The following is a 19,493-nucleotide window of genomic DNA, read 5'->3' on the forward strand; positions in this document are numbered from 1 at the left end:
AGCCCCCCAGAATGACAGCAACCCTTCGCTATTACTCCATCGGCGGCAAGAAGCGGCGCATCACCTCATCCGTATGCCCCCCTTCCTGAAATGCCACCAGCGACTGATTGAGGATATTCACCAGCTGGTGGCCGCGGGGGGAGCCCTTGCTCACCAGCAGATAGAATCCCTTGCGGCTGGGCAGGGCGAGATTGAGCAACCCGCTCTCGCTGCGGTAGATGCCAAGGCTGATGCCTGCCACCAGAGGTTCGATTTCGCTTGGCAGAAAGTCGCAGCGATCCCGCTCCAGCATGTCGAGCGCCTGCTGCAACTGTTTGACCCGGCGTGGCTCCTGCGCAAGCCCGTAGGGGGTGTAGTTGTAGCCAATCACCCCGCACACCCGGGAACGATTGACCGTCTGCAGATCCGGCGGTTCGGGGTAGCGGCGCTTGAGATAGAAGAAACCGAGGTGAGTGTAATAGAGGGGTACGCTATAAAAGGCAAACTCGGCCCGCTCCTGCTTGTAGCTGGCATCCCAGGTCAGCTCGCACAGACCATTCTGGCGATAATCCGCCAGCTCCTGCTGCACCCGCGCCCAGGGCAGATAGCGGATCTGGTGCGAGAGCCCGCTCTGTTGTAATGAATCGAGCACCAGCGTCGTCGCCGAACCGGTCAGGCGGCTGGTATCGGGCACACCGTCCTTGCGCTCCCAGTAGGTAAAGGGGGCCCACTCGTTGCCCTCCCCCAGACAGATCTTCACTGGTGGCTCTTGCCCCCATAGCGCGGGGGACAAGATAGCCATCGCCAATCCCGCCCACCATGTTGCCGCTCGTCTCATCTCCCTCTCCCGAACTGTTTATCCCTCTTGCAGCTTAGCCCAGAAGAGATAGTGCTCACTTTGCAGGGGCGCTTTCATGCCACAACGTCAGCAAATTGGCCGGAATGGCACCATAACGAAGCTGCGGCGTCTGGTGCCAGTCAGCCAGCTTTTGCAGGGCTTTCGCCAGATCCTGTGCAAGCGTGCGGGTCACTCTCACACCGGCTTCCAGATAGAGGCTCTTGATCTCGAAAACTCCCTGCTGGCGATGGGCCTTGGCATCCATTCTGCCCACCAGCTTGCCACGATGCAGCAGCGGCAACACGAAGTAGCCGTACTGACGCTTGGGCGCCGGGGTATAGCACTCGATGCGATAGTCGAAGTTGAACAACTCACTGGCGCGCTTGCGATCCCATACCAGCGGATCGAACGGCGACAGGGCGGTGGTATGGGTTGCCTTGAGGCTACCCGCCTGCGCCCTTGCCAACTCATCGGCCAGAGATGCGGGCACAAAGGCGCCGTGCTGCCACCCCTCCACCCGTACCGGCAGCAGCTCACCCTCGTCCGCCAGCTGATGGAGCAGGGCGTCATATTTGCCGCGCCGCAGCCGGTAGTAGTCCGCCACCCAGCCAGTTTTGACCAGCCCCAGCGCCCGGCAGCTGGCGCGCACCATATCCCGCTGCGCCTGCTCGACGCTTGGCAGGTCCCGCTGGTCGCTCCACTCGGGGATGACCCGTTCGGCCAGGTCATAGACCCGCTGAAAGTTGCGCCGCTCCCGCACCATCAGCTGACCGCTGGTAAACAATACCTCCAGATGGCGCTTCTCCGGTTTCCAGTCCCACCAGCCATTCCCCTTGCCGGTTGTGCGTTCAAAGTCAGCCGCCCGCACCGGGCCGTGCTGGCGAATGCGCTCGATAAGCTGGCCAATCTCCTGCTGATGGGTAGCGAGCCAGTTGGCTGAAAACTTCCACCCCATGGCGGCAGGGTCGAGCATCCGGTGGCGCAGCAGCCGGTAATCCTCGCGGGGCACAAAGCAGGCCTCGTGGGCCCAATATTCGAAGATCTCGCCGTCGGCCAGCAGCTGCTCCAGCCAACGCGGTTCGTACTGGCCAAGGCGGCTAAAGAGCACCAGATAGGGGCTGCGCGCCACCACCGAGATGGTATCGATCTGCAGCAGCGCCATGCGGCGAATGGTGGCCAACAGATCGGCCGGAGTCGCCTTGCTGCGACGGGGGGCGAGCAGCCCTTGCGCCGCCAGTTGCAGATGACGGGCATCTTGCAGTGACAAATGGGTAATCGACATCAACAACCGCTCCCTGTTATCTGGCCATCGCGCGCCCGGCGGATAGCCAACAAAACCGGGGGAGACACCACGCTGACATGCCTCCCCTCCCTTGTGTGCCTGCGCCGCTATGAGTGAGCCGGGGGCAAGACCAGCTGATTGACCACCAGCATGATCTCTTGATAAGTGGCCTCTACCGTCTCGAGGGTCGGCTCCAGAATCAGGTCATCGGCATAGCCGTTGATAAGGGAGGTGATCTGGCGCGCCAGTCGCCGGGCATCACCCGCTGCAAACTCGCCGCTGTCGATCCCCTTTTGCAGGATCTGCTCCAGCACCTCGCGCCACGCCAGAATGATTTTGCGGTAGCTCTCGGCAAACACAGGGTCACGCAGTGACTCGTTCCAGGCATCGAGATAGATGGCCCAGGAGGCATCCTGACTGGTCGGCAGGTTGTCCCGCACAAAGAGCGGCAACGCTTCGCGGGCCGGCAGCGGCAACAGCCACTCCCGCTGCTCGGCGATCTCCTGATAGGTGAAACGCTCCACGGCGCAGAGGCAGAGCTCCTTCCAATCCTTGAAGTAGTGGTAGACGTGGCTGCGCGCCAGACCGGTGCGCTCGGCAATATCACGGGTTGACGATGCCGCCATCCCCTTCTCCCGAAACAGGGCCAATACGGCCTCGATGATCATCTCTTTGCGCTGTTCTGCTGATGGGCGTGCCATCTGACCTCCTGCGATATCAATCGATCTGCTTGACTTTGAGCAGTCGCTCAAACAAACTTTGAGCACTCGCTCAAACTTAGCGTTTCCGACATCTTAGGAGATAACCCATGACAACACCAACCACTTCGGCAGCCAGTTGCGACGAGCAGGCCACGCCGTTGCCACACTCGGCCGGTCGTTCGCTGGGGGCGATTGCACGGGCCAATCCCCTCAAGCTGGCAGGCACCTTCTCGCTGGTGGCCCTCGAAAACATCCTGCTGGTGGTCTATCCCCTGTTCGCCGGCTTTGCCATCGACGCCATCGTCAAGGGCCAGTGGCTGCAGGCCTCGAGCTACGCCCTCATCGTGCTGCTGTTCTGGCTCATCGGCGCCCTGCGCCGGGCGGTAGATACCCGCACCTTTACCCATATCTATGCGGCACTGGCGGTGCCGGTGATCCTGACACAACGCCAGCAGCAGGAGGGGCAATCCACCATAGTGGCGCGGGTCACCCTGGCGCGGGAGTTTGTCGACTTCTTCGAGAAACATATCCCGATCCTGGCCACCAGCCTGATCTCCATCGTCGGGGCGGCCGTGATGCTGATGGTGATCGAGTTCTGGGTCGGCATCGCTTGCATGGGGGTATTGCTGCTGTTCGGCCTGCTGCTGCCCGGCTTTTCGCGCAAGAACCAGCTGCTGCACGAGCGGCTCAACGATCGGCTGGAACACGAGGTCAAGCTGGTCACCCATGCCCAGTCAGCCAGCCTCGCCCGCCACTACCGCGCGCTGGCCTGGATCCGCATCCGGATTTCGGATCGGGAGGCACTCGCCTTTCTGGCGGTCGGCATCAGCGCCTCCCTGCTGTTCCTGCTGGCCATCACCATGCTAATGGCCCAGCCCCAGGTCTCGGCAGGCCATGTCTATGCTGTGATGACCTACCTCTGGAACTTTGTCACCAGCCTGGATGAGGGGCCCGGCCTTGCCGATCAGCTGGCCCGGCTGAGAGACATAGGCCGCCGGGTCAACACCGCCCAACCCGATGAAATGATTTGATATTTTGTATCTGTAACCGGAGTAGAAGATGAATCCGACCACCCTTTGCCAACGAGCGTTGACCATGTGCATCAGCTGTTTTTTCCTCGCCGCCTGCGGCCCCAAGACGAGCGACTTTGAGCCCAACACCAGCTACTGGTTCAAGGAGAAACCGACAGAGGAGAGTGCCCCGCTGGCGCAAGACCTGAAGGTCGATATCGCCATCATAGGTGGCGGCTACAGCGGCCTCTCCAGCGCCTGGCATCTGGCCAAGGCCAATCCGTCGCTCAAGATCGCTATCTTCGAGGCCAAACAGGTGGGCAGCGGCGCCTCGGGTCGCAACGGCGGCATGGTGTTACCGGGCTCCGAGGTGATGGATCTCTATGAAGAGGGGGAAGCGAGCAAGCGCCATTACGACCTCACCGTCGCCAGCATGCACAAGCTGCAGGCGTTGGTTGCCTCAACCGGCGTAGAGGCCGATCTCAAGCTCGATGGCTATGTGGAGGCGATCATCGATGAGGAGGATATCGCCGAGTACCGCGACTATGTGAAAACCGCCAATCGCCTCGGCATCCCGCTCCAGTACTGGAACGCCGATACCACAGAGGAAAAACTCGGCACCGACCGCTACGCGGGGGCGGTCTACGACCCCAATGGCGGTCAGGTACACGCCATGAAACTGGTCAATGCCCTGCGCAAGGCGGTGGAGCAGGCGGGCGTCACCATCTATGAACAGAGCCCGGTGCTGGGGATCAAGGAGGGCAAGCAGATCGAGCTCAATGTAGCCGACAAGTACAAGGTGACCGCCGACAGCATAGTGCTGGCGACCAACGGCTATACCTCAAAACTTGGCTACTTCAGCGGGCGAGTCTTTCCGGTGCACGCCCAGAGCGCCGTCACCGAGCCGCTCAGCAAAAAGCAGCTGGCCGCCATCCAGTGGCAGAGTCGGGTGCCCTACTACGACACCCGCAACATCCTGTTCCATCTGGTATTGACCCCGGATAACCGCATCGTCATCGGTGGCGGCAATGCCGAGTACGTCTTCAACGACGGCCTCAACTACAAGGGCGATCTTAACCGGGTCAGCGAGATGATGATGACCGAGCTGGTGACCCTCTATCCGGCCCTCAAGGGGATCAAATTTGAGCAGGTGTGGGACGGGGTGCTCGGCATGACAGGTGACAGCACCGAAGCGGTGGGGGTGATGGGGGATCACAAGAACATCTACTACGCCCTCGGCTACAACGGCCACGGCATCAATCTCTCCTTCCTGTTTGGCGACATCGTGGCCAGCCTCTATCAAGGCAAGGAGCACCCCTGGTTCAACCACGCGGAGCAGAGTCTGCCGATGTGGCTGCCGCCAGAGCCGTTCAAGTCAATTGGCGTAAAATCTGCCCTGATGTACTACCAGTGGCAGGACAAGGGCTACAAGGAGTAGCGCCGGGCGAACCCGACGAGTAACAGACGAAGGCACGCCTCAGGGCGTGCCTTTCTGCAATACCGCCACATCGGCGTGGGGGAAGCTGAGCTCGGCCTGCCAGCTGGCGGCCAGCACCTGAAACGATGCCTCGGCAAAGAAGACGATGTGGGTCGGGTCGTGGCGATAGCGCCAGTTTTTAAACCGCTCGTCACCGAGCACCCGCTGGGTCTGCAGCACCAGCAGGCCACCGGGCTTGAGGCAATCCCACAACTGCGCCAGTACCGTGCGCGGCTCGGCGATATGCTCGATCACCTCGGTACTGGTGATGAAGTCATACTGACGCGTCAGCAACTCGGGAAAATCGGCGTAGAACTTGTCATACCCCGCCATCTGGTAACCCGCCTCGCGCCCCATCGCCACCAGCGCCGGCCCTGGGCCACAGCCAAAATCTAGGCCACTGGCAGGGGTTGGCACCCGCGCCAGCACCTCACCAAAAGCCCGCATCAGAAAGCTGCGATAACGGGGGTCATCCACCCGGTTGTCGTGACCGTCATAGACCGCCTTCTCCGCCGCCTCATCCAGATGATCCGCCTCATCCAGCCAGACCAGCTCGCACACGAGGCAGCGATGATAGCGCTTGCCCGCCACCGGCAGGGGATAACTGCGATGGCTGGCACACAGGGGGCAGCTGACGGTGGATGACATGGCGGTTCCTCTTGGGGGCTTCCTGTTGGATAACAGCGGCGCAGATTGCCTGCCCGCTGCCTCGCTGACAACTTTTTTTGCTGCTTAAGGGTTTCTTAAGTTTGCCCTTTTACTCTCAAACCATCGCAAGAGAAGGAGTCACCCATGACCATCGAGATCCAGGCACCCTACCGATTGCTGCTAGCCAAGTCCCCGCAGCAGGTCATGGCGCTGCAAACCTATATCCAGGCAGCCTACACCCTCGAGTTCAACGCCCGCATCCCCCATTTCCTCCCCTGTCTGCTGGGGCTCTATCGGGCGGACGGGACGCTGGTCGGTGCCTGTGGTCTCAATCATGCCAGTGAAGGGCCTCTCTATCTGGAACAGTATCTGGAGCAACCCATCGAGGCTGCCATCAACACCCGCCTCGGGGTCTACCCGGCACGCAACCGCATTATCGAAGTGGGCAATCTGGCCTGCAGCGAACCGGGCAATGCCCGACTGATGTTCGCGGCCCTGTGTCGTCTGCTGTGTGAAAACGCCCTCGACTACGTGGTCTTTACCGGCACCGCCAAGCTGCGCAACAGCTTTGCCCGCCTGCAACTCAACCCGGTGGAGCTGGCACCCGCACAGGCCCATCAGGTGGGGGCCGACGCCGATGCCTGGGGTGAGTACTACCGCTGCCAACCCAAGGTGATGGTGGGTGACATCAATCAGGGGCGCGAGGTGCTCGCCCAGAGCAGCCTGCTGCTCAATCTGCTGGCCCCCATGCCGACCCTGTTTGACGATGCCGGCAAGAGCAGTGATAACCAGCCCCATCAAAAAAGGTGCGCCCAATGAGCCTGTTCGACGCCATCGCCAAACATGCCCGCGAGAATCCGCAATCCCCTGCGCTGCTGAGCAGCCAGCAGCGTCTCGATTACCAGACCCTGTGGCAACAGATCCAGCGTCTGGCCAGCCAGCTGCAACAGCTCGACATCAGCCGTCTGGCGCTGCAACTGGACAACGGCCTGCCCTGGGCGCTGCTGGATCTCGCCTGCACCCGCGCCGGTATCGTGGTCATTCCGGTGCCCCACTTCTTCAGTCAGGCCCAGCAGGCCTGGTTGCTGGAGAGCAGCGGCGCCGATGCGCTGGTGGGCCCATATCATCAGGGGTGGCATGCCGCCGAGCCGCTCTCGCTGATCACCGGCGAGCTGCCGCTCTGGCGCCATACCCCGGCCAATCGACCGGCGCTGCCCAAGGGCACCGCCAAGATCACCTACACCTCCGGCACCACGGGCCAGCCCAAGGGCGTCTGCCTGTCCCTGAGCCAGATGATGGCGGTGAGCCATGCGCTGGCCGAGCGGGTCGCGCCAGCCAAGGTGGAAAAACACCTCACCCTGCTGCCGCTGGCGACCCTGCTTGAGAACATCACCGGCCTTTATGTGCCGCTGCTGACCGGCGCCTGCAGCCGCATTCCGTCCCTCGGGGAGCTCGGTTTCACCGGCTCCAGCTCGCTCAACCCTGCCATGCTGGGGGAGGCCCTGCTGCGCTGGCCAACCCACAGTCTGGTGCTGGTGCCCGAACTGCTGCGCCTGCTGCTGGCGCTCTGCACCAGCACCCCGACGCTGGCCCAGCAGCTCAAGAGCCTGCGCTTTATTGCCGTCGGTGGCGGCAAGGTAGCCCCCGACCTGATCACACATGCCCGCCAGCTCGGACTGCCGGTATACGAAGGTTATGGCCTCTCGGAGTGTGGCTCCGTGGTGGCGCTCAACAGCCCGGATGCTGACAAGCCCGGCAGCGTCGGCCGCCCCCTGCCCCACTGTCAGGTCACCATCGCCAGCGACGGCGAAATTATGGTGAGCGGCAGTGCCATGCTGGGCTATCTCGGCAGCAGCGAACCTTCTGCCATGCAGATCGCCACAGGCGATCTGGGTCATCTCGATGATGAGGGCTACCTCCATATCACCGGGCGCAAGAAGAATGTCCAGATCACCGCCTTTGGCCGCAACTTCTCCCCCGAGTGGGTGGAGGCCGAAGCACAGCTCTGCCCCGCCATCGCCCGCATCGTGGTGTTTGGCGATGGTCAGCCCGCCAACGTGGCGCTGATCCAGCCCCTGCCGGGGAAAGAGGCGGATCTGCCCCGCCAGATCGCCGGTCTGAACCAGAGGCTGCCCGATTATGCCCGCCTGCACCACTGGTTGCCGGTAGCACTCGACCAGCATCCCGGCCTGCTGACCGCCAACGGGCGCCCCCGTCGCAACGAGATTTACCAACACTTTTCCCGGCAAATCAGCCAATGCCTTACAGGAGAATCGTCATGAGCTTCTACCAGACTCTGCAACAAGCCACTGCTCAGGAGCGTGAGCATCTGTTCAACGCCCCCATTATCGAAGCCTGTCGCCGTGGCGATATCAGCCGTGATACCTATCTCGCCTTTCTGGCGCAAGCTTACTACCACGTGCGCCACACAGTTCCGCTGCTGATGGCAACCGGCGGCAAGCTGGGTCAGGAGTACGAGTGGGTGCGCGGGGCCATTGCCGAATACATCGACGAGGAGTATGGCCATCAGGAGTGGATCCTCAACGATATCCGCGCCTGTGGCGGCGATGCCGAGGCGGTGCGCCACGGCCAGCCGGGGCTGCCCATCGAGCTGATGGTTGCCTTCCTCTACGACCAGATCCAGCGCGGCAACCCCATGGGCTTCTTCGGCATGGTACAGGTGCTGGAAGGCACCAGCGTGGCCATCGCCCTCACCGTCGCCGACCAGCTGAAAAAGGGACTCGGCCTGCCCCCGCAGGCGATGAGCTACCTGAGTTCCCACGGCGCCCTGGATCAGGAGCACCTCAAGTTCTTTGAATCCCTGATGGATCGGGTCGAGAGTCCGGCGGATCAGGCCGCCATCATCCACGGGGCCAAGGTGGTCTACCGCCTCTATGGCGAGATGCTCTACAACCTCACCGCCACACCGTAAGTCGGCAGCAGATCAGCAGACAGCAAAAAGGGAACCCACACCATGAACCTTGAAGGGAAACTCGTGCTGCTCACCGGCGCCAGCGGTGGCATAGGTGAAGAGCTGGCGCAGGAGCTGGCGGCCCAGGGGGCACACCTGCTGCTGCACGGACGTCGCGGCCCGGCACTGGAGCGGCTGTGCAAGTCACTGCCTCATCCCGAGCGCCATCAGGTGGTGCTCGCCGACCTCGGCTCTGCGCAGGAGCGGGCCAAGCTGTTGCAACACCCGGCTCTGGAGGATGGGATCGACATCCTGATCAACAACGCTGGCTGCAACCAGTTTGCCTGGCTGGAAGATCAGAGCTTCGAGCAGGTGGAGCGCCAGTTGCTGCTCAATATCGAGGCGCCCATCCAGCTCACCCGTGCCCTGCTGCCAACCATGCGCAAGCCGGGGATCATCATGAACATGGGGTCGAGCCTGGGCAGCATCGGCTACCCCGGTTACAGCGTCTACTGCGCCAGCAAATTTGCCCTGCGCGGCTTTAGCGAAGCGCTGGGACGGGAGCTGGAGGGGAGCGGCATCAAGGTGCTGCACTTTGCCCCCCGCGCCACCCGCACCAAGCTCAATTCTGAGGCCGCTTACGAGATGAATGCAGCGCTCGGCACCCAGACCGACAGCCCGCAGGAGGTGGCCGAAGAGGCGGTCATCGCCCTGTGCAACGAAACCCGCCGCAGCTGGCTCGGCTGGCCGGAAAAGCTGTTCGTGCGGCTCAATGCCCTGCTGCCCGGCATCGTCGATAAAGCGCTGGCCAGACAGCTGCCGATCATCAAACGTTATGCCCGTCATCTTCAGCCAGGGACGGCTGATGCCGGCGCCAACAGTGCGCCACAACCAGACTTGTCCCGCCCGATCCCGACCAAGAAGGAGCATTAATATGAACTTTTTCCGTCAATCAGTGACCTCTTGTGCCATCGCCATCCTGCTGGGGTCCTCCTCGGTCATGGCCGCGGATGATGCCCTCGTCCCCATCCAGCAGCAGTGGGCCGTCTGCCAGTACCAACAGACCGGCAAGGCGAAAGAGAGCTGCCTCGAAACCCTGAGCACCCGGGCCGAAGCGGCCAGCGCCAAGGAGCCTTTTCGCGCCGATCTGCTGATCTGGTCTGCCATCGTCAAGAGCACCTGGGCGGGGGCCAAAGGGGGGCTGGGGGCACTGGGTCTGGTGAAAGAGGCCAAAGCCAAGCTGGAGCTTGCGCTCAAGCAGGATCCCAAAGCACTGGACGGCTCTGCCTACACCAGTCTGGGCTCCCTCTACTATCAGGTGCCCGGCTGGCCGGTCGGCTTTGGCGATGACGAAAAGGCAGAACAGCTGCTCAAGCAGGCGCTGGCCATCAATCCGGATGGCATCGACCCCAACTTCTTCTATGGCGACTTCCTGCTGGATCAGGGTCGCAAGGCCGAGGCCAAAACCTACCTCGACAAGGCGCTGGCCGCCCCGGCCCGCCCGGGTCGCGAAGTGGCCGATGAAGGGCGCAGAATGGAGATCCGCGATCGGCTGGCCAAGCTATAAAACCCTGATGGATCAAAGAACTATTTAAACTCTGCCCACCAGCTTGCATACTGGTGGGCAGGGTTGTTTATGCCGCGGCACGCCCTGGCGCTGAGCCAGATCGCCACACCCAACAAACAGGGAGAAAAGAATGCGGATCCTGCTGGTGGAAGATGATGTGATGCTGGGGGATGGTATGCAGGATGCACTGCGCCATAGCGGCTACACGGTGGACTGGCTGCAACAGGGGTTGCCCGCTCTGGCAGCCCTCAAGAGCGACGAGTTCGCCGCCCTGATCCTCGATCTCAATCTGCCCGACATCGATGGCCTCAGCCTGCTGCGCAAGTTGCGACGTGAAGGACACCAGCTGCCTGTGCTGATCCTCACCGCCCGCGATGCGCTGGACGATCGGGTGGTCGGCCTCGATGCCGGCTCCGACGACTACATGGTCAAGCCCTTCGCCCTGCAGGAGCTCAACGCCCGCCTGCGCGCCCTGGTGCGTCGCAGCAAGGGGCAAGCTCAGGCGGTACTGGAGTATGGCGACATCCTCATCTATCCAGAATCCCAGCAGGTCACCTATCAGGGGGAAGCGGTCAAACTCACCCCCCACGAATACAAGTTGCTGCAGGAGCTGATCAGCCAGAGCGGCCGAGTGCTGAGCAAGGATCAGCTGCAACAGAGCCTCTACGGCTGGGATGAAGGCGCCGAGAGCAACGCGGTAGAGGTGCATATCCACCATCTGCGCAAGAAGTTCTACAGCGACCTCATCCGCAATATTCGCGGGGTCGGTTACATCATTCCCCAGCTCGAACAGCCAAGCCGGACACCCGCACGATGAAACGCCCCCGCTCCATTCGCCGCTTTCTACTCACCGGTATCCTGACGCTGGTGAGCCTGAGTCTCACCATCAGCGCCTTTATCGGCTACATGGAGGCGAGCCACGAGATGGAGGAGCTGTTTGATGCCCGCCTCGCCCAGTCGGCCCGCATCACCAACCAGCTGCTGGCTCGCTACATGGCCCAGCAGGGGCAACTGCCCGCCAACGGCACCGTCTATCAGGAGTGGGAGGCGCAAAATCCCGATGAGTGGCAAAAAGACCCCAGCCTCAACCTGACCGGCGAGGATCGGGAGATCACCCCCTACGGCCACGAGTTCGAACGCAATCTCTACTTCCAGCTGCTCGATGAAAAGGGCGGCTTGCTGCTGCGCGCCCCCAGCGCCCCGGATCAGCCGCTGGTCACCCTGGCCATCGGCTTCGACACTGTCGAAAAAGATAATCACCAGTGGCGCACCTTCACTCTCTACAATCAGCAGGAGCAGACCTGGCTGGTGGTAGCCGAGCGGGACGACGAGCGCAGCGAACTGGCCAGCAAGATGGCTACCCTCACCATGCTGCCGCTGCTGATCACCCTGCCTTTCCTGTTGGCCCTGCTCTGGTGGCTCATCACCCGCGGGCTGGCCCCCCTGCGTCAGCTGGCCCAGGCCATCAGTGAACGTCACCCCGCCAACCTGAGCCCCCTCAGCCTCAAGACAAGCGCGCAGGAGCTGACCCCCCTCACCAACGAGATCAATCGGCTGATGCAGGCGCTGGCGGAGACCATAGAGCGGGAGAAACAGTTCACCAACGAGGCGGCCCACGAGCTGCGCACCCCGCTGGCGGTGCTGCGGATCCACAGTGAAAATGCCCTGGCTGCCGAAGATGAAGTGAGCCGCCAGCAATCCCTGCACAAGATGCTGCAGGCCCTCGATCGCAGCGATCGTCTGATCCGCCAACTGCTGACCCAGGCCCGTATCGACAACCAGCAGGGGCTGGTATTGACCGAACTGGAGGTGGGTCACCTGCTGCAAGGCACCCTGGCGACGCTTGCTCCCATAGCGCTCAAGAAGGATCAGCAGCTATCGCTGGAATGTGAATTGCCGCAGCTGGTGATGGGGCAGGCCACCCTGCTCGAGCTGCTGTTCAGCAACCTGATCGACAATGCGCTGCGCTACACCCAGCCAGAGGGCGAGATCAGGGTACGGGTTCAGCGAGAGGGCAACCGGGTGAGGGTGGATGTGAGCGACAATGGCCCCGGCATTCCCGCCAGCGCCTTGCCCCGGCTGTATGAACGCTTCTTTCGGGTCAATCCCCAGCAGGGGGATGGCGTGGGGCTCGGCATGGCCATCGTCTCACGCATCGCCCAGCTGCACGGTGCCGATCTCGATGTCCACAACCGGCCGGAAGGGGGGCTGGAGGTGAGCGTCTGGCTACCGACCCACACCCACTCCCACTCCCAGCCCTGATCCGAAAATGACAACGCCTCCAGAGGGAGGCGTTGTTTATAGATAATTAACACGCTGACGCTACGCGACTTGTCGCCGCGCCATCACCGGCAGATCAGGCAAGCAGCGCATCCAGACCTGCCGTCACCGCCTCCATGCGATGCCCGCCAGAGTGTTCAATCACATAACGCTTGCCCACCTGGGAAGAGGCATCCAGCCCGAACACACCGTGCTCCACCTTCTGGCTCAGCGGATCCCCGCTGGTGTTGACGTGGGTGACATTAGCATCGTCCAGCTTGTGAGCGAGGCGATCCCTCAATCCGACATGCAGCCCCATGCTGTTGAACGCCGTGACCTTGAGCCCGTGCTTGATGCCGGCATATTGCGCCAGACCGCCCCCCAATGAGTGGCCTAGCACCTCGACCTTGCCGCCATACTGCTGGGCAAAGGCCTTGACCAGCCGGTCGGCATCTTGAAACGCGCTGTCCTTGATGCCAAGGGCCGCGCCAGCATCGCTCTTCAGGGTGCCGGGGCGTTTGGCAGGCTGAGTGCCCACAAACGAGAGCACCATGGTATCGCCACGCTTGTAAACGGCGACCTTGAGCGCAGACCAGGCATCACCTGTCAGGATAAAGGGGTCATTCTCGTTCTTGCCCGGGGTGACATGAAGCGTCAGGGTACTCCCGGTGCCACCGGAACCATCTTCACGGCGGGCCAATATCGAAGGGGGAATATCTGCCAGCGTGGCGTGACTGTAGCCTGCCGGCATCTCCCGATAGCTGCTGGAGCAGCTGACCCGCGCCAGCTGGGCCGCATCCATCACCGCTCTCGCCCCCTCGGCAGTCAGCGGCTCCTGCTGCGCCTTCGCCACGAAGGCCGGTTTGATGATCCCCTTGGCGGCACTCAAGGCCTGCTGTGAGCCTTGTTGCAACCGCTCTGACATACCGAGCGGCAGATGGGAGGCCCCCTTCATCACGCTACCCGCCAACCCCAGAGAGGAGGAGGCCACCAGACGCGCCGCTGACTCGCCAAGGTTTTTCACCCCGGCCACCCCGGCCGTCACCGCACCGCTGGCCACGCTGCTGACACCACCGGTGATATTGGCCAGCCCTTTGATGATGGCGCCCATCCAGTAACGAGCTTTGCCCTTGGCACTCTGGGCATGGGAGTCATGGCCGCCCTGGATGGCGATGCCAATCTTGCGAGCCGGGGCACTGAGGGTCAACCACTTGAGCGAGGTATTCAATACCTTGCCCGGCTGAACCCGGGAGCCGAAGCCGAGGCTGGTATAGTGAGAGGCCAGATTGTGATGAACCGAGTGCTGGCGAGATGAGGATTGCACCTCGCCATGCTCATGAGAGGCCACAGCGCTAGCGCGCTGGGGTTGTCCAATGCTTTGAATAGACATCTTCTACTCCTGATTAATACCAATGACGATCCATCAACACGGGATCATGGCGCCAGATAACGGGGAAGGAATGGCTGCTGTCTCCTGCTGGGCGCTCAACGCCTGCAACTGCGTCTGCAAGGTGACGCCGAGATCAAGAAATTCACCCAGAGTTTGCATAAACAGGGGTTTATCGAGCATCTCGATGAGAGAGGAAAAGGTCAGCACCAGATGGTTGCTGCGACTGTCCAGACTGATCTGGCTTCCTCCCGTGGTCAAACCAAACATGTTCAGCTCAAGGGCCGAGCGGGTCAGCTGCAACTGACTGGCCGCATCGTCAGGCAGACGCAGCAAGGGGATATAGAGGTAGCATGCCTGCAGATTATCGTTATCGGGCACTTCGACCAAGCACTCGCCATCCAGACCGAATGGCACACGGCAGTGGCCATCGTTGCCCAGACTCAAGGCTACGCCCTGCTGTTCGCCCGCGAGCAATAGCCATTCAGATACGATTTGTTGATAGGGTTTCACTATGATGCACTCCACGCTCAAGCCCTTGCTGGCGAACGAGCTCGCACGCTTCAGGGTATGGTGGAGATGCTACCTCTGGCAGAGGCGCGGGGATTTAGCTGTGAAACGGCGTTTTTTAGATTCACGCCGAAATTGCCCCTAACGGCAGGCGGGCTGTACGGTAAAGGTTCGACTGGAGTCCACCGGGCCCAGCTCCGCCAGCAGACGTCGGCCCAGCAGCACCGGATAGATCATCTTGCTGCGATCCCGCAGGGTGAACCACTCCTCATACACCTTGTCCCCCAGACAGATGGACATGGTCACCGTTGGCCGCTGCTCCATACCGCCCGCACCGCGCACCGTCACGCTGCGCTCGACCCTCCGTTCGAACTGTTGTTTGACCAGTTTGCCGCTGTCGGCATCGGTCACCACCAGCATGAAGCGCACCCAGGGCTTGCCATCCCGTTTGAATCTGGTGATGGCGCGTGCATCGAGGGAAGAGGTGAGCGCTCCGGTGTCAAGCTTCATCTTCACCGCCACGCCGCTAGGCAAAATAAGCCCCTTCTCGATCCAGCCATAGCTGGTCGGGGTCTCAGCCAGCGCACTGCCACACAGTGCCAGCATCAGGGTGATCCCCACCATCATCTTGCCCATTTTACTGCCCTGCCTTGTCAATCCTGCGCCCAGATCTACCACAGTCCCATTGTGGGTCAATCCGATTTATTTCAGCTACTTGGATAATATCTGGCGGGTCAGGAGAGAGACGACAAAGAGTGGCCGAACGGCGGCCCAAGCGGGCGGGAATATCGAAGGAGAGCAAGGCACCGAACGGTGCTGGATGAAACTGGTGGTTAACCTCAGGTTGTGACGCCAAAGGCTACCACAAGGATTTACAAATTATCAGTCTTGTTCTGAAGGGATTTTTGCCTACACTGTTGTAAACCGGAGGGCCTGAAAACCACCGGTTTTTTTGCGCCTGCCGAAAATTTGCCACTGCAAAAGTGACTTTCAACAAGGCTCAATAAGGAATTTGTAATGCGTATCGAAGAAGACTTGAAGCTCGGTTTCAAGGATGTCCTGTTCCGCCCCAAGCGCTCTACTCTCAAGAGCCGTTCCCAAGTAAGCCTGACCCGTCAGTTCACCTTCAAACACACTCAGACCCAATGGCAAGGCGTACCCGTCATCGCCGCCAACATGGATACCGTCGGCAGCTTCGCCATGGCGCGCACGCTGGCCGGTTTCGAGATGATGACCGCGGTACACAAGCACTACAGCCTTGAGCAGTGGCAAGCTTTCGTCAACGAGACCGACCCGGCGCTGCTGGGCCATGTGATGGTCTCCACCGGCACCTCGGCTGAAGATTTCGCCAAGACCCGCCAGATCCTCGCCATGTCCGAAGCGCTGCGCTTCATCTGTGTCGATGTGGCCAACGGCTACTCCGAACACTTCGTCGAGTTCGTGCGCAAAATTCGTGAAGCCTGCCCCAACCACGTCATTCTGGCGGGCAACGTGGTGACCGGCGAGATGGTCGAAGAGCTGATCCTCTCTGGCGCCGACATCGTCAAGGTTGGCATCGGCCCGGGCTCTGTCTGCACCACTCGCGTCAAGACCGGCGTCGGCTATCCGCAACTCTCCGCCATCATCGAGTGTGCCGATGCGGCCCACGGCCTTGGCGGCCAGATCGTCGGTGATGGTGGCTGCACCTGCCCGGGCGACGTCGCCAAAGCGTTCGGCGGCGGTGCCGACTTCGTCATGCTGGGCGGCATGCTGGCAGCCCACGAAGAGTGCGGTGGCGAGATCGTCGATGTAGACGGTGAGCCCTTCATGAAGTTCTACGGCATGAGCTCCTCCAGCGCCATGGACAAACATGCCGGCGGCGTCGCCGAGTACCGTGCCTCCGAGGGTAAAACCGTACTGCTGCCCTACCGCGGCCCGGTCGAGAACGCCGTGCGCGACATTCTGGGCGGCGTGCGCTCCACCTGTACCTACGTGGGTGCCAGCCAGCTGAAAGAGCTCACCAAGCGCACCACCTTTATCCGGGTACGCGAGCAAGAGAACAACGTCTACGGCAAGGAGTAACCTGCCGCAGAGACCGTCACGCGCTGACGGTTAGAAGCCAGCCAACCGGTGTGCTACCCTGCGCACCGGTTTTTTTGCATCCGGGATCCCGAGCCATGACAACTCCCCTGCCCCCGTTTGACTGGGACATCTTCTGCTGCGTCGTCGACAACTTCGGCGACATCGGTGTCACCTGGCGACTCGCCCGCCAGCTAAAACGGGAGGGGAATATAGCGGCACATGGCAATAAGGTTCAGGTGCGGCTCTGGGTGGACGATCTGGCAAGCTTTGCCCGCATCTGTCCGGGTCTCGACCCGGCGCAGGATGGCCAGTGGGTCGATGGCATCTATATCCAGCACTGGCATGAGCCCCTGCCGACCGACATGACCCCGGCCAGAGTGGTGATCGAGGCCTTTGCCTGCGATCTGCCCGCCCCCTTCATAGAGCTGATGGCGAGCCAACCCAGCCCCCCATGCTGGATCAATCTGGAGTACCTCTCGGCAGAGAGCTGGGTCGAGGATTGCCACGGCCTCGCCTCGCCCCAGCGTGTTGGCAATAAAAGCCTCAACAAATACTTCTTCTTCCCGGGCTTTACCGCTAAAACCGGCGGCCTGTTGTGCGAGCACGACCTCATCGCCGAACGGGAGCTGTGGCAGCAAGATGATGCGGGACTGGCAGCCTACTGGGCCAGTCTCGGTTTGCCGCCCAAGCAAGAGCACGAGCTGCGGGTCAGCCTCTTTACCTACGAGAGCGATGCGCTGAAGAGTCTGGTCGAGAGCTGGTGCCAGAGCGCCACGCCCGTCACCCTACTGCTGCCGCTGGGGCGCTCTCTCAACGATGTGCTCACCGGTGCCGGTCTGGCAGATGCCATCACCACCGCCCAAGCGGGGGATCTGCTCCACGCGGGCAACCTCACCATCAAGCTGCTGCCGATGACAGATCAGGCCGGTTACGATCGACTGCTCTGGAGCTGCGATCTCAATCTGGTGCGCGGGGAGGACTCCTTCGTGCGGGCCCAGTGGGCCGCTCGCCCTTTCCTCTGGCATATCTACCAACAGGAGGAGGAGGCCCATCTGGTCAAGCTGGAGCAGTTCCTCGACCACTATCTTGCTGATCTGCCTGTCGATTGCGCTCAATGGCTGCGCCGGTTCAATCTTGCCCTCAACCGTGGTGAAGATTGCGGCGAACTTTGGGCCCAATGGCCCCGATATAGCGCCATTTGGCAGCAACATGGGCGAAGCTGGTCACAGAAGTTGCTCCGGGATGGGGATCTCGTCACACGGTTGGTGAAATTTTTAGAAAGCCGTATATAATCTGGCAGTTTTTATCCGTCCGTTTCACGAACAGGAATTTTTTACATGAAAACCGCACAGGAAATCCGCGCTGGTAACGTAGTCATGATCGGCACCGAGCCGATGGTGGTTCAGAAGGCTGAATTCAACAAATCCGGCCGTAACTCCGCCGTGGTCAAAATGAAGCTGAAGGGCCTGCTGAACGGCAGCGCTACCGAGACCGTCTTCAAGGCCGACGACAAGCTGGACGTTGTTCAGCTGGAACGTAAAGAGTGCACCTACTCCTACTTCTCCGATCCCCTGTATGTCTTTATGGACACCGAGTACAACCAGTACGACGTAGAGAAAGACAACCTGGGTGACGTGCTGAACTACCTAGTAGACGGCATGGAAGACATCTGCGAAGTGACTTTCTACAACGAGAAAGCCATCTCCGTAGAACTGCCGACCACCATCGTGCGCGAAGTTGAGTACACCGAGCCGGCTGCCCGTGGCGACACCTCCGGTAAAGTGACCAAGCCTGCCCGTCTGAAAGGCACTACCTACGAGCTGGCTGTTGCCGCTTTCGTAGAGATCGGTGACAAGATCGAAATCGATACCCGCACCGGCGAATTCAAGCGTCGCGTCAACTAATTGACCGCTTTGAATTGATTGCAAAAAAGCGAGCCAACGGCTCGCTTTTTTATTGCCTCCGGGTTGCCATCACACCGCCCGCCTTCAGAAAATCCCGCCGCCGCCGCTAACCCAGATAACCGGGGGAGCACACTATGGCCAGATTATCCTTATCACTGCTGTTATTGACCTTGCTGGCTGGCCATGGGGCAGAGGCGAGTGAGGTTGCGCCCCCCGTTGCCGAACCTATGCCCCTCGACCATTGGCAAGCCAGCGACTGGAAAGGGTTGCCCGATGCTACCCAAATCGACAAGCAGACAGTGCTGTTCGCCAAACACGACAGTGAAAACTATCTGGGGCTCGCCATTTTACTACCCGACTGGCAGCGCAGCGGCCAGCTCTGGCAACTGACTCGCGCCCTTGGTCGACTGGGCTTTGATACCCTGCTGCTGCTCCCCTCCCCCCAGCAGACCGAACTGGACCCAGCCGCCGAGAAAAAAGCGAAAAACAGCGATGCATTTCGCAAGCAGTTTGCCGAGCGGATCAGCAAGCTGGCGGATGCCAAGCTGCAGGAGGGGGGCTTCAAGCTGATCCTGGCGCAAGGTACCGGCGCCGCCTGGACAGCCAACCTCATCGCCAGCGAACAGTTGCCCGCCCCCGACGCGCTGGTGCTGCTCGATGGCTTCTTCCCCAACCAACAGAGCAACCAGACCCTGGCCAAACAGGTGGCTCAAGCAGCCATCCCCACACTCGATCTCTATCAGGAGGATGGCGGTCGCTGGCCCCTGCTAGCCGCCGAGGCCCGCAAAAGCGAGAGCCGGCGCAGCAACAAGCTCAACTATCGCCCCTATGCCCTGATGGAGCTGGAGGAAACCCCCACCCGCATTCAGGGCTGGCTCAACCATCTGGGCTGGCTCTAAACCAGCCGTCACCGTGGCGCAATAAAGCGCGCGCCAGCTCACATCTGCCGGATAAAGCCC

At 61.2% G+C, this 19,493-nt stretch carries 20 protein-coding genes; 13 read left to right on the forward strand and 7 right to left on the reverse strand.

Translation table 11 applies throughout. The features are described from left to right. Positions 1 to 31: 31 nt before the first annotated feature. From I6L47_RS08600 to I6L47_RS08610, 3 genes are all read right to left on the reverse strand, one after another. Positions 32 to 781, reverse strand: coding sequence for an ABC transporter substrate-binding protein (locus tag I6L47_RS08600; protein WP_216949100.1), 750 nt, complete (start codon positions 779 to 781; stop codon positions 32 to 34). 91 nt (positions 782 to 872) lie between these two features. Next, positions 873 to 2,099, reverse strand: a complete 1,227-nt coding sequence (locus I6L47_RS08605; protein WP_216949101.1) for a winged helix-turn-helix domain-containing protein — start codon at positions 2,097 to 2,099, stop codon at positions 873 to 875. A 107-nt stretch (positions 2,100 to 2,206) separates the two neighbouring features. Next, a complete protein-coding gene (locus tag I6L47_RS08610) occupies positions 2,207 to 2,800 on the reverse strand; it encodes a TetR/AcrR family transcriptional regulator (protein ID WP_216949102.1) in 594 nt (197 codons plus the stop codon). Positions 2,801 to 2,907: 107 nt separating this feature from the next. Between I6L47_RS08610 and I6L47_RS08615 the strand changes: the two genes are divergently transcribed. After that, positions 2,908 to 3,831, forward strand: coding sequence for an ABC transporter six-transmembrane domain-containing protein (locus tag I6L47_RS08615; protein ID WP_216949103.1), 924 nt, complete (start codon positions 2,908 to 2,910; stop codon positions 3,829 to 3,831). 28 nt (positions 3,832 to 3,859) lie between these two features. Next, positions 3,860 to 5,248, forward strand: a complete 1,389-nt coding sequence (locus tag I6L47_RS08620) for an FAD-binding oxidoreductase (protein WP_216949104.1) — start codon at positions 3,860 to 3,862, stop codon at positions 5,246 to 5,248. 39 nt (positions 5,249 to 5,287) lie between these two features. Here the strand turns inward: I6L47_RS08620 and I6L47_RS08625 are convergent, their stop codons facing one another. Then, positions 5,288 to 5,935: a class I SAM-dependent methyltransferase gene (locus I6L47_RS08625; protein ID WP_216949105.1), complete on the reverse strand. Its 648-nt coding sequence runs from the start codon at positions 5,933 to 5,935 to the stop codon at positions 5,288 to 5,290. Positions 5,936 to 6,079: 144 nt separating this feature from the next. Here I6L47_RS08625 and I6L47_RS08630 point away from each other — a divergent pair, with 144 nt between their 5' ends. From I6L47_RS08630 to I6L47_RS08660, 7 genes are all read left to right on the forward strand, one after another. After that, entirely contained in the window at positions 6,080 to 6,754 is a 675-nt protein-coding gene (locus I6L47_RS08630) for a thermostable hemolysin (RefSeq protein WP_216949106.1), read from the forward strand. Then, the gene (locus tag I6L47_RS08635) at positions 6,751 to 8,217 is read left to right on the forward strand and encodes an AMP-dependent synthetase/ligase (RefSeq protein ID WP_216949107.1); all 1,467 of its coding nucleotides are present in this window, start codon (positions 6,751 to 6,753) and stop codon (positions 8,215 to 8,217) included. The genes I6L47_RS08630 and I6L47_RS08635 overlap by 4 nt, the downstream gene beginning before the upstream one ends. Further along, on the forward strand, positions 8,214 to 8,867 hold the full coding sequence (locus tag I6L47_RS08640; protein ID WP_100645292.1) for a TenA family transcriptional regulator: 654 nt from the start codon (positions 8,214 to 8,216) through the stop codon (positions 8,865 to 8,867). Before I6L47_RS08635 ends, I6L47_RS08640 begins: the two co-directional genes overlap by 4 nt. A gap of 42 nt (positions 8,868 to 8,909) precedes the next feature. Then, positions 8,910 to 9,779, forward strand: coding sequence for an SDR family oxidoreductase (locus I6L47_RS08645; protein WP_042082681.1), 870 nt, complete (start codon positions 8,910 to 8,912; stop codon positions 9,777 to 9,779). 67 nt (positions 9,780 to 9,846) lie between these two features. After that, positions 9,847 to 10,413, forward strand: a complete 567-nt coding sequence (locus I6L47_RS08650) for a tetratricopeptide repeat protein (RefSeq protein ID WP_228023533.1) — start codon at positions 9,847 to 9,849, stop codon at positions 10,411 to 10,413. A gap of 130 nt (positions 10,414 to 10,543) precedes the next feature. Next, positions 10,544 to 11,230, forward strand: a complete 687-nt coding sequence (locus I6L47_RS08655; protein ID WP_005335091.1) for a response regulator — start codon at positions 10,544 to 10,546, stop codon at positions 11,228 to 11,230. After that, positions 11,227 to 12,675 carry an ATP-binding protein gene (locus I6L47_RS08660; RefSeq protein ID WP_216949108.1) on the forward strand — a complete coding sequence of 483 codons (1,449 nt, stop codon included), beginning with the start codon at positions 11,227 to 11,229 and terminating at the stop codon, positions 12,673 to 12,675. The genes I6L47_RS08655 and I6L47_RS08660 overlap by 4 nt, the downstream gene beginning before the upstream one ends. A gap of 94 nt (positions 12,676 to 12,769) precedes the next feature. On the opposite strand, the gene I6L47_RS08665 is transcribed toward I6L47_RS08660, so the two are convergent. The 3 genes from I6L47_RS08665 to I6L47_RS08675 form a co-directional block, all read right to left on the reverse strand. Then, positions 12,770 to 14,062, reverse strand: coding sequence for a phospholipase (locus I6L47_RS08665; protein WP_216949109.1), 1,293 nt, complete (start codon positions 14,060 to 14,062; stop codon positions 12,770 to 12,772). A gap of 33 nt (positions 14,063 to 14,095) precedes the next feature. Next, positions 14,096 to 14,572 (reverse strand): CesT family type III secretion system chaperone, encoded by a 477-nt coding sequence (locus I6L47_RS08670; protein WP_254204838.1) that lies wholly within the window; start codon positions 14,570 to 14,572, stop codon positions 14,096 to 14,098. Positions 14,573 to 14,710: 138 nt separating this feature from the next. Continuing rightward, complete coding sequence (locus tag I6L47_RS08675) at positions 14,711 to 15,205, reverse strand: RimK/LysX family protein (RefSeq protein ID WP_216949111.1); 495 nt, start codon at positions 15,203 to 15,205, stop codon at positions 14,711 to 14,713. A 381-nt stretch (positions 15,206 to 15,586) separates the two neighbouring features. Here I6L47_RS08675 and I6L47_RS08680 point away from each other — a divergent pair, with 381 nt between their 5' ends. From I6L47_RS08680 to I6L47_RS08695, 4 genes are all read left to right on the forward strand, one after another. Then, positions 15,587 to 16,630 (forward strand): GMP reductase, encoded by a 1,044-nt coding sequence (locus I6L47_RS08680; RefSeq protein WP_005348017.1) that lies wholly within the window; start codon positions 15,587 to 15,589, stop codon positions 16,628 to 16,630. 95 nt (positions 16,631 to 16,725) lie between these two features. Continuing rightward, complete coding sequence (gene earP / locus I6L47_RS08685; RefSeq protein WP_216949112.1) at positions 16,726 to 17,922, forward strand: elongation factor P maturation arginine rhamnosyltransferase EarP; 1,197 nt, start codon at positions 16,726 to 16,728, stop codon at positions 17,920 to 17,922. A 45-nt stretch (positions 17,923 to 17,967) separates the two neighbouring features. Then, positions 17,968 to 18,534, forward strand: a complete 567-nt coding sequence (efp, locus tag I6L47_RS08690; protein WP_005362323.1) for an elongation factor P — start codon at positions 17,968 to 17,970, stop codon at positions 18,532 to 18,534. Between the two features lie 134 nt (positions 18,535 to 18,668). After that, positions 18,669 to 19,433: a DUF3530 family protein gene (locus I6L47_RS08695; RefSeq protein ID WP_005354060.1), complete on the forward strand. Its 765-nt coding sequence runs from the start codon at positions 18,669 to 18,671 to the stop codon at positions 19,431 to 19,433. Positions 19,434 to 19,493 lie beyond the last annotated feature (60 nt).

Origin of the sequence: Aeromonas sp. FDAARGOS 1417, assembly GCF_019046985.1 — a bacterium.
In the GTDB taxonomy this organism is placed as follows: domain Bacteria; phylum Pseudomonadota; class Gammaproteobacteria; order Enterobacterales; family Aeromonadaceae; genus Aeromonas; species Aeromonas veronii.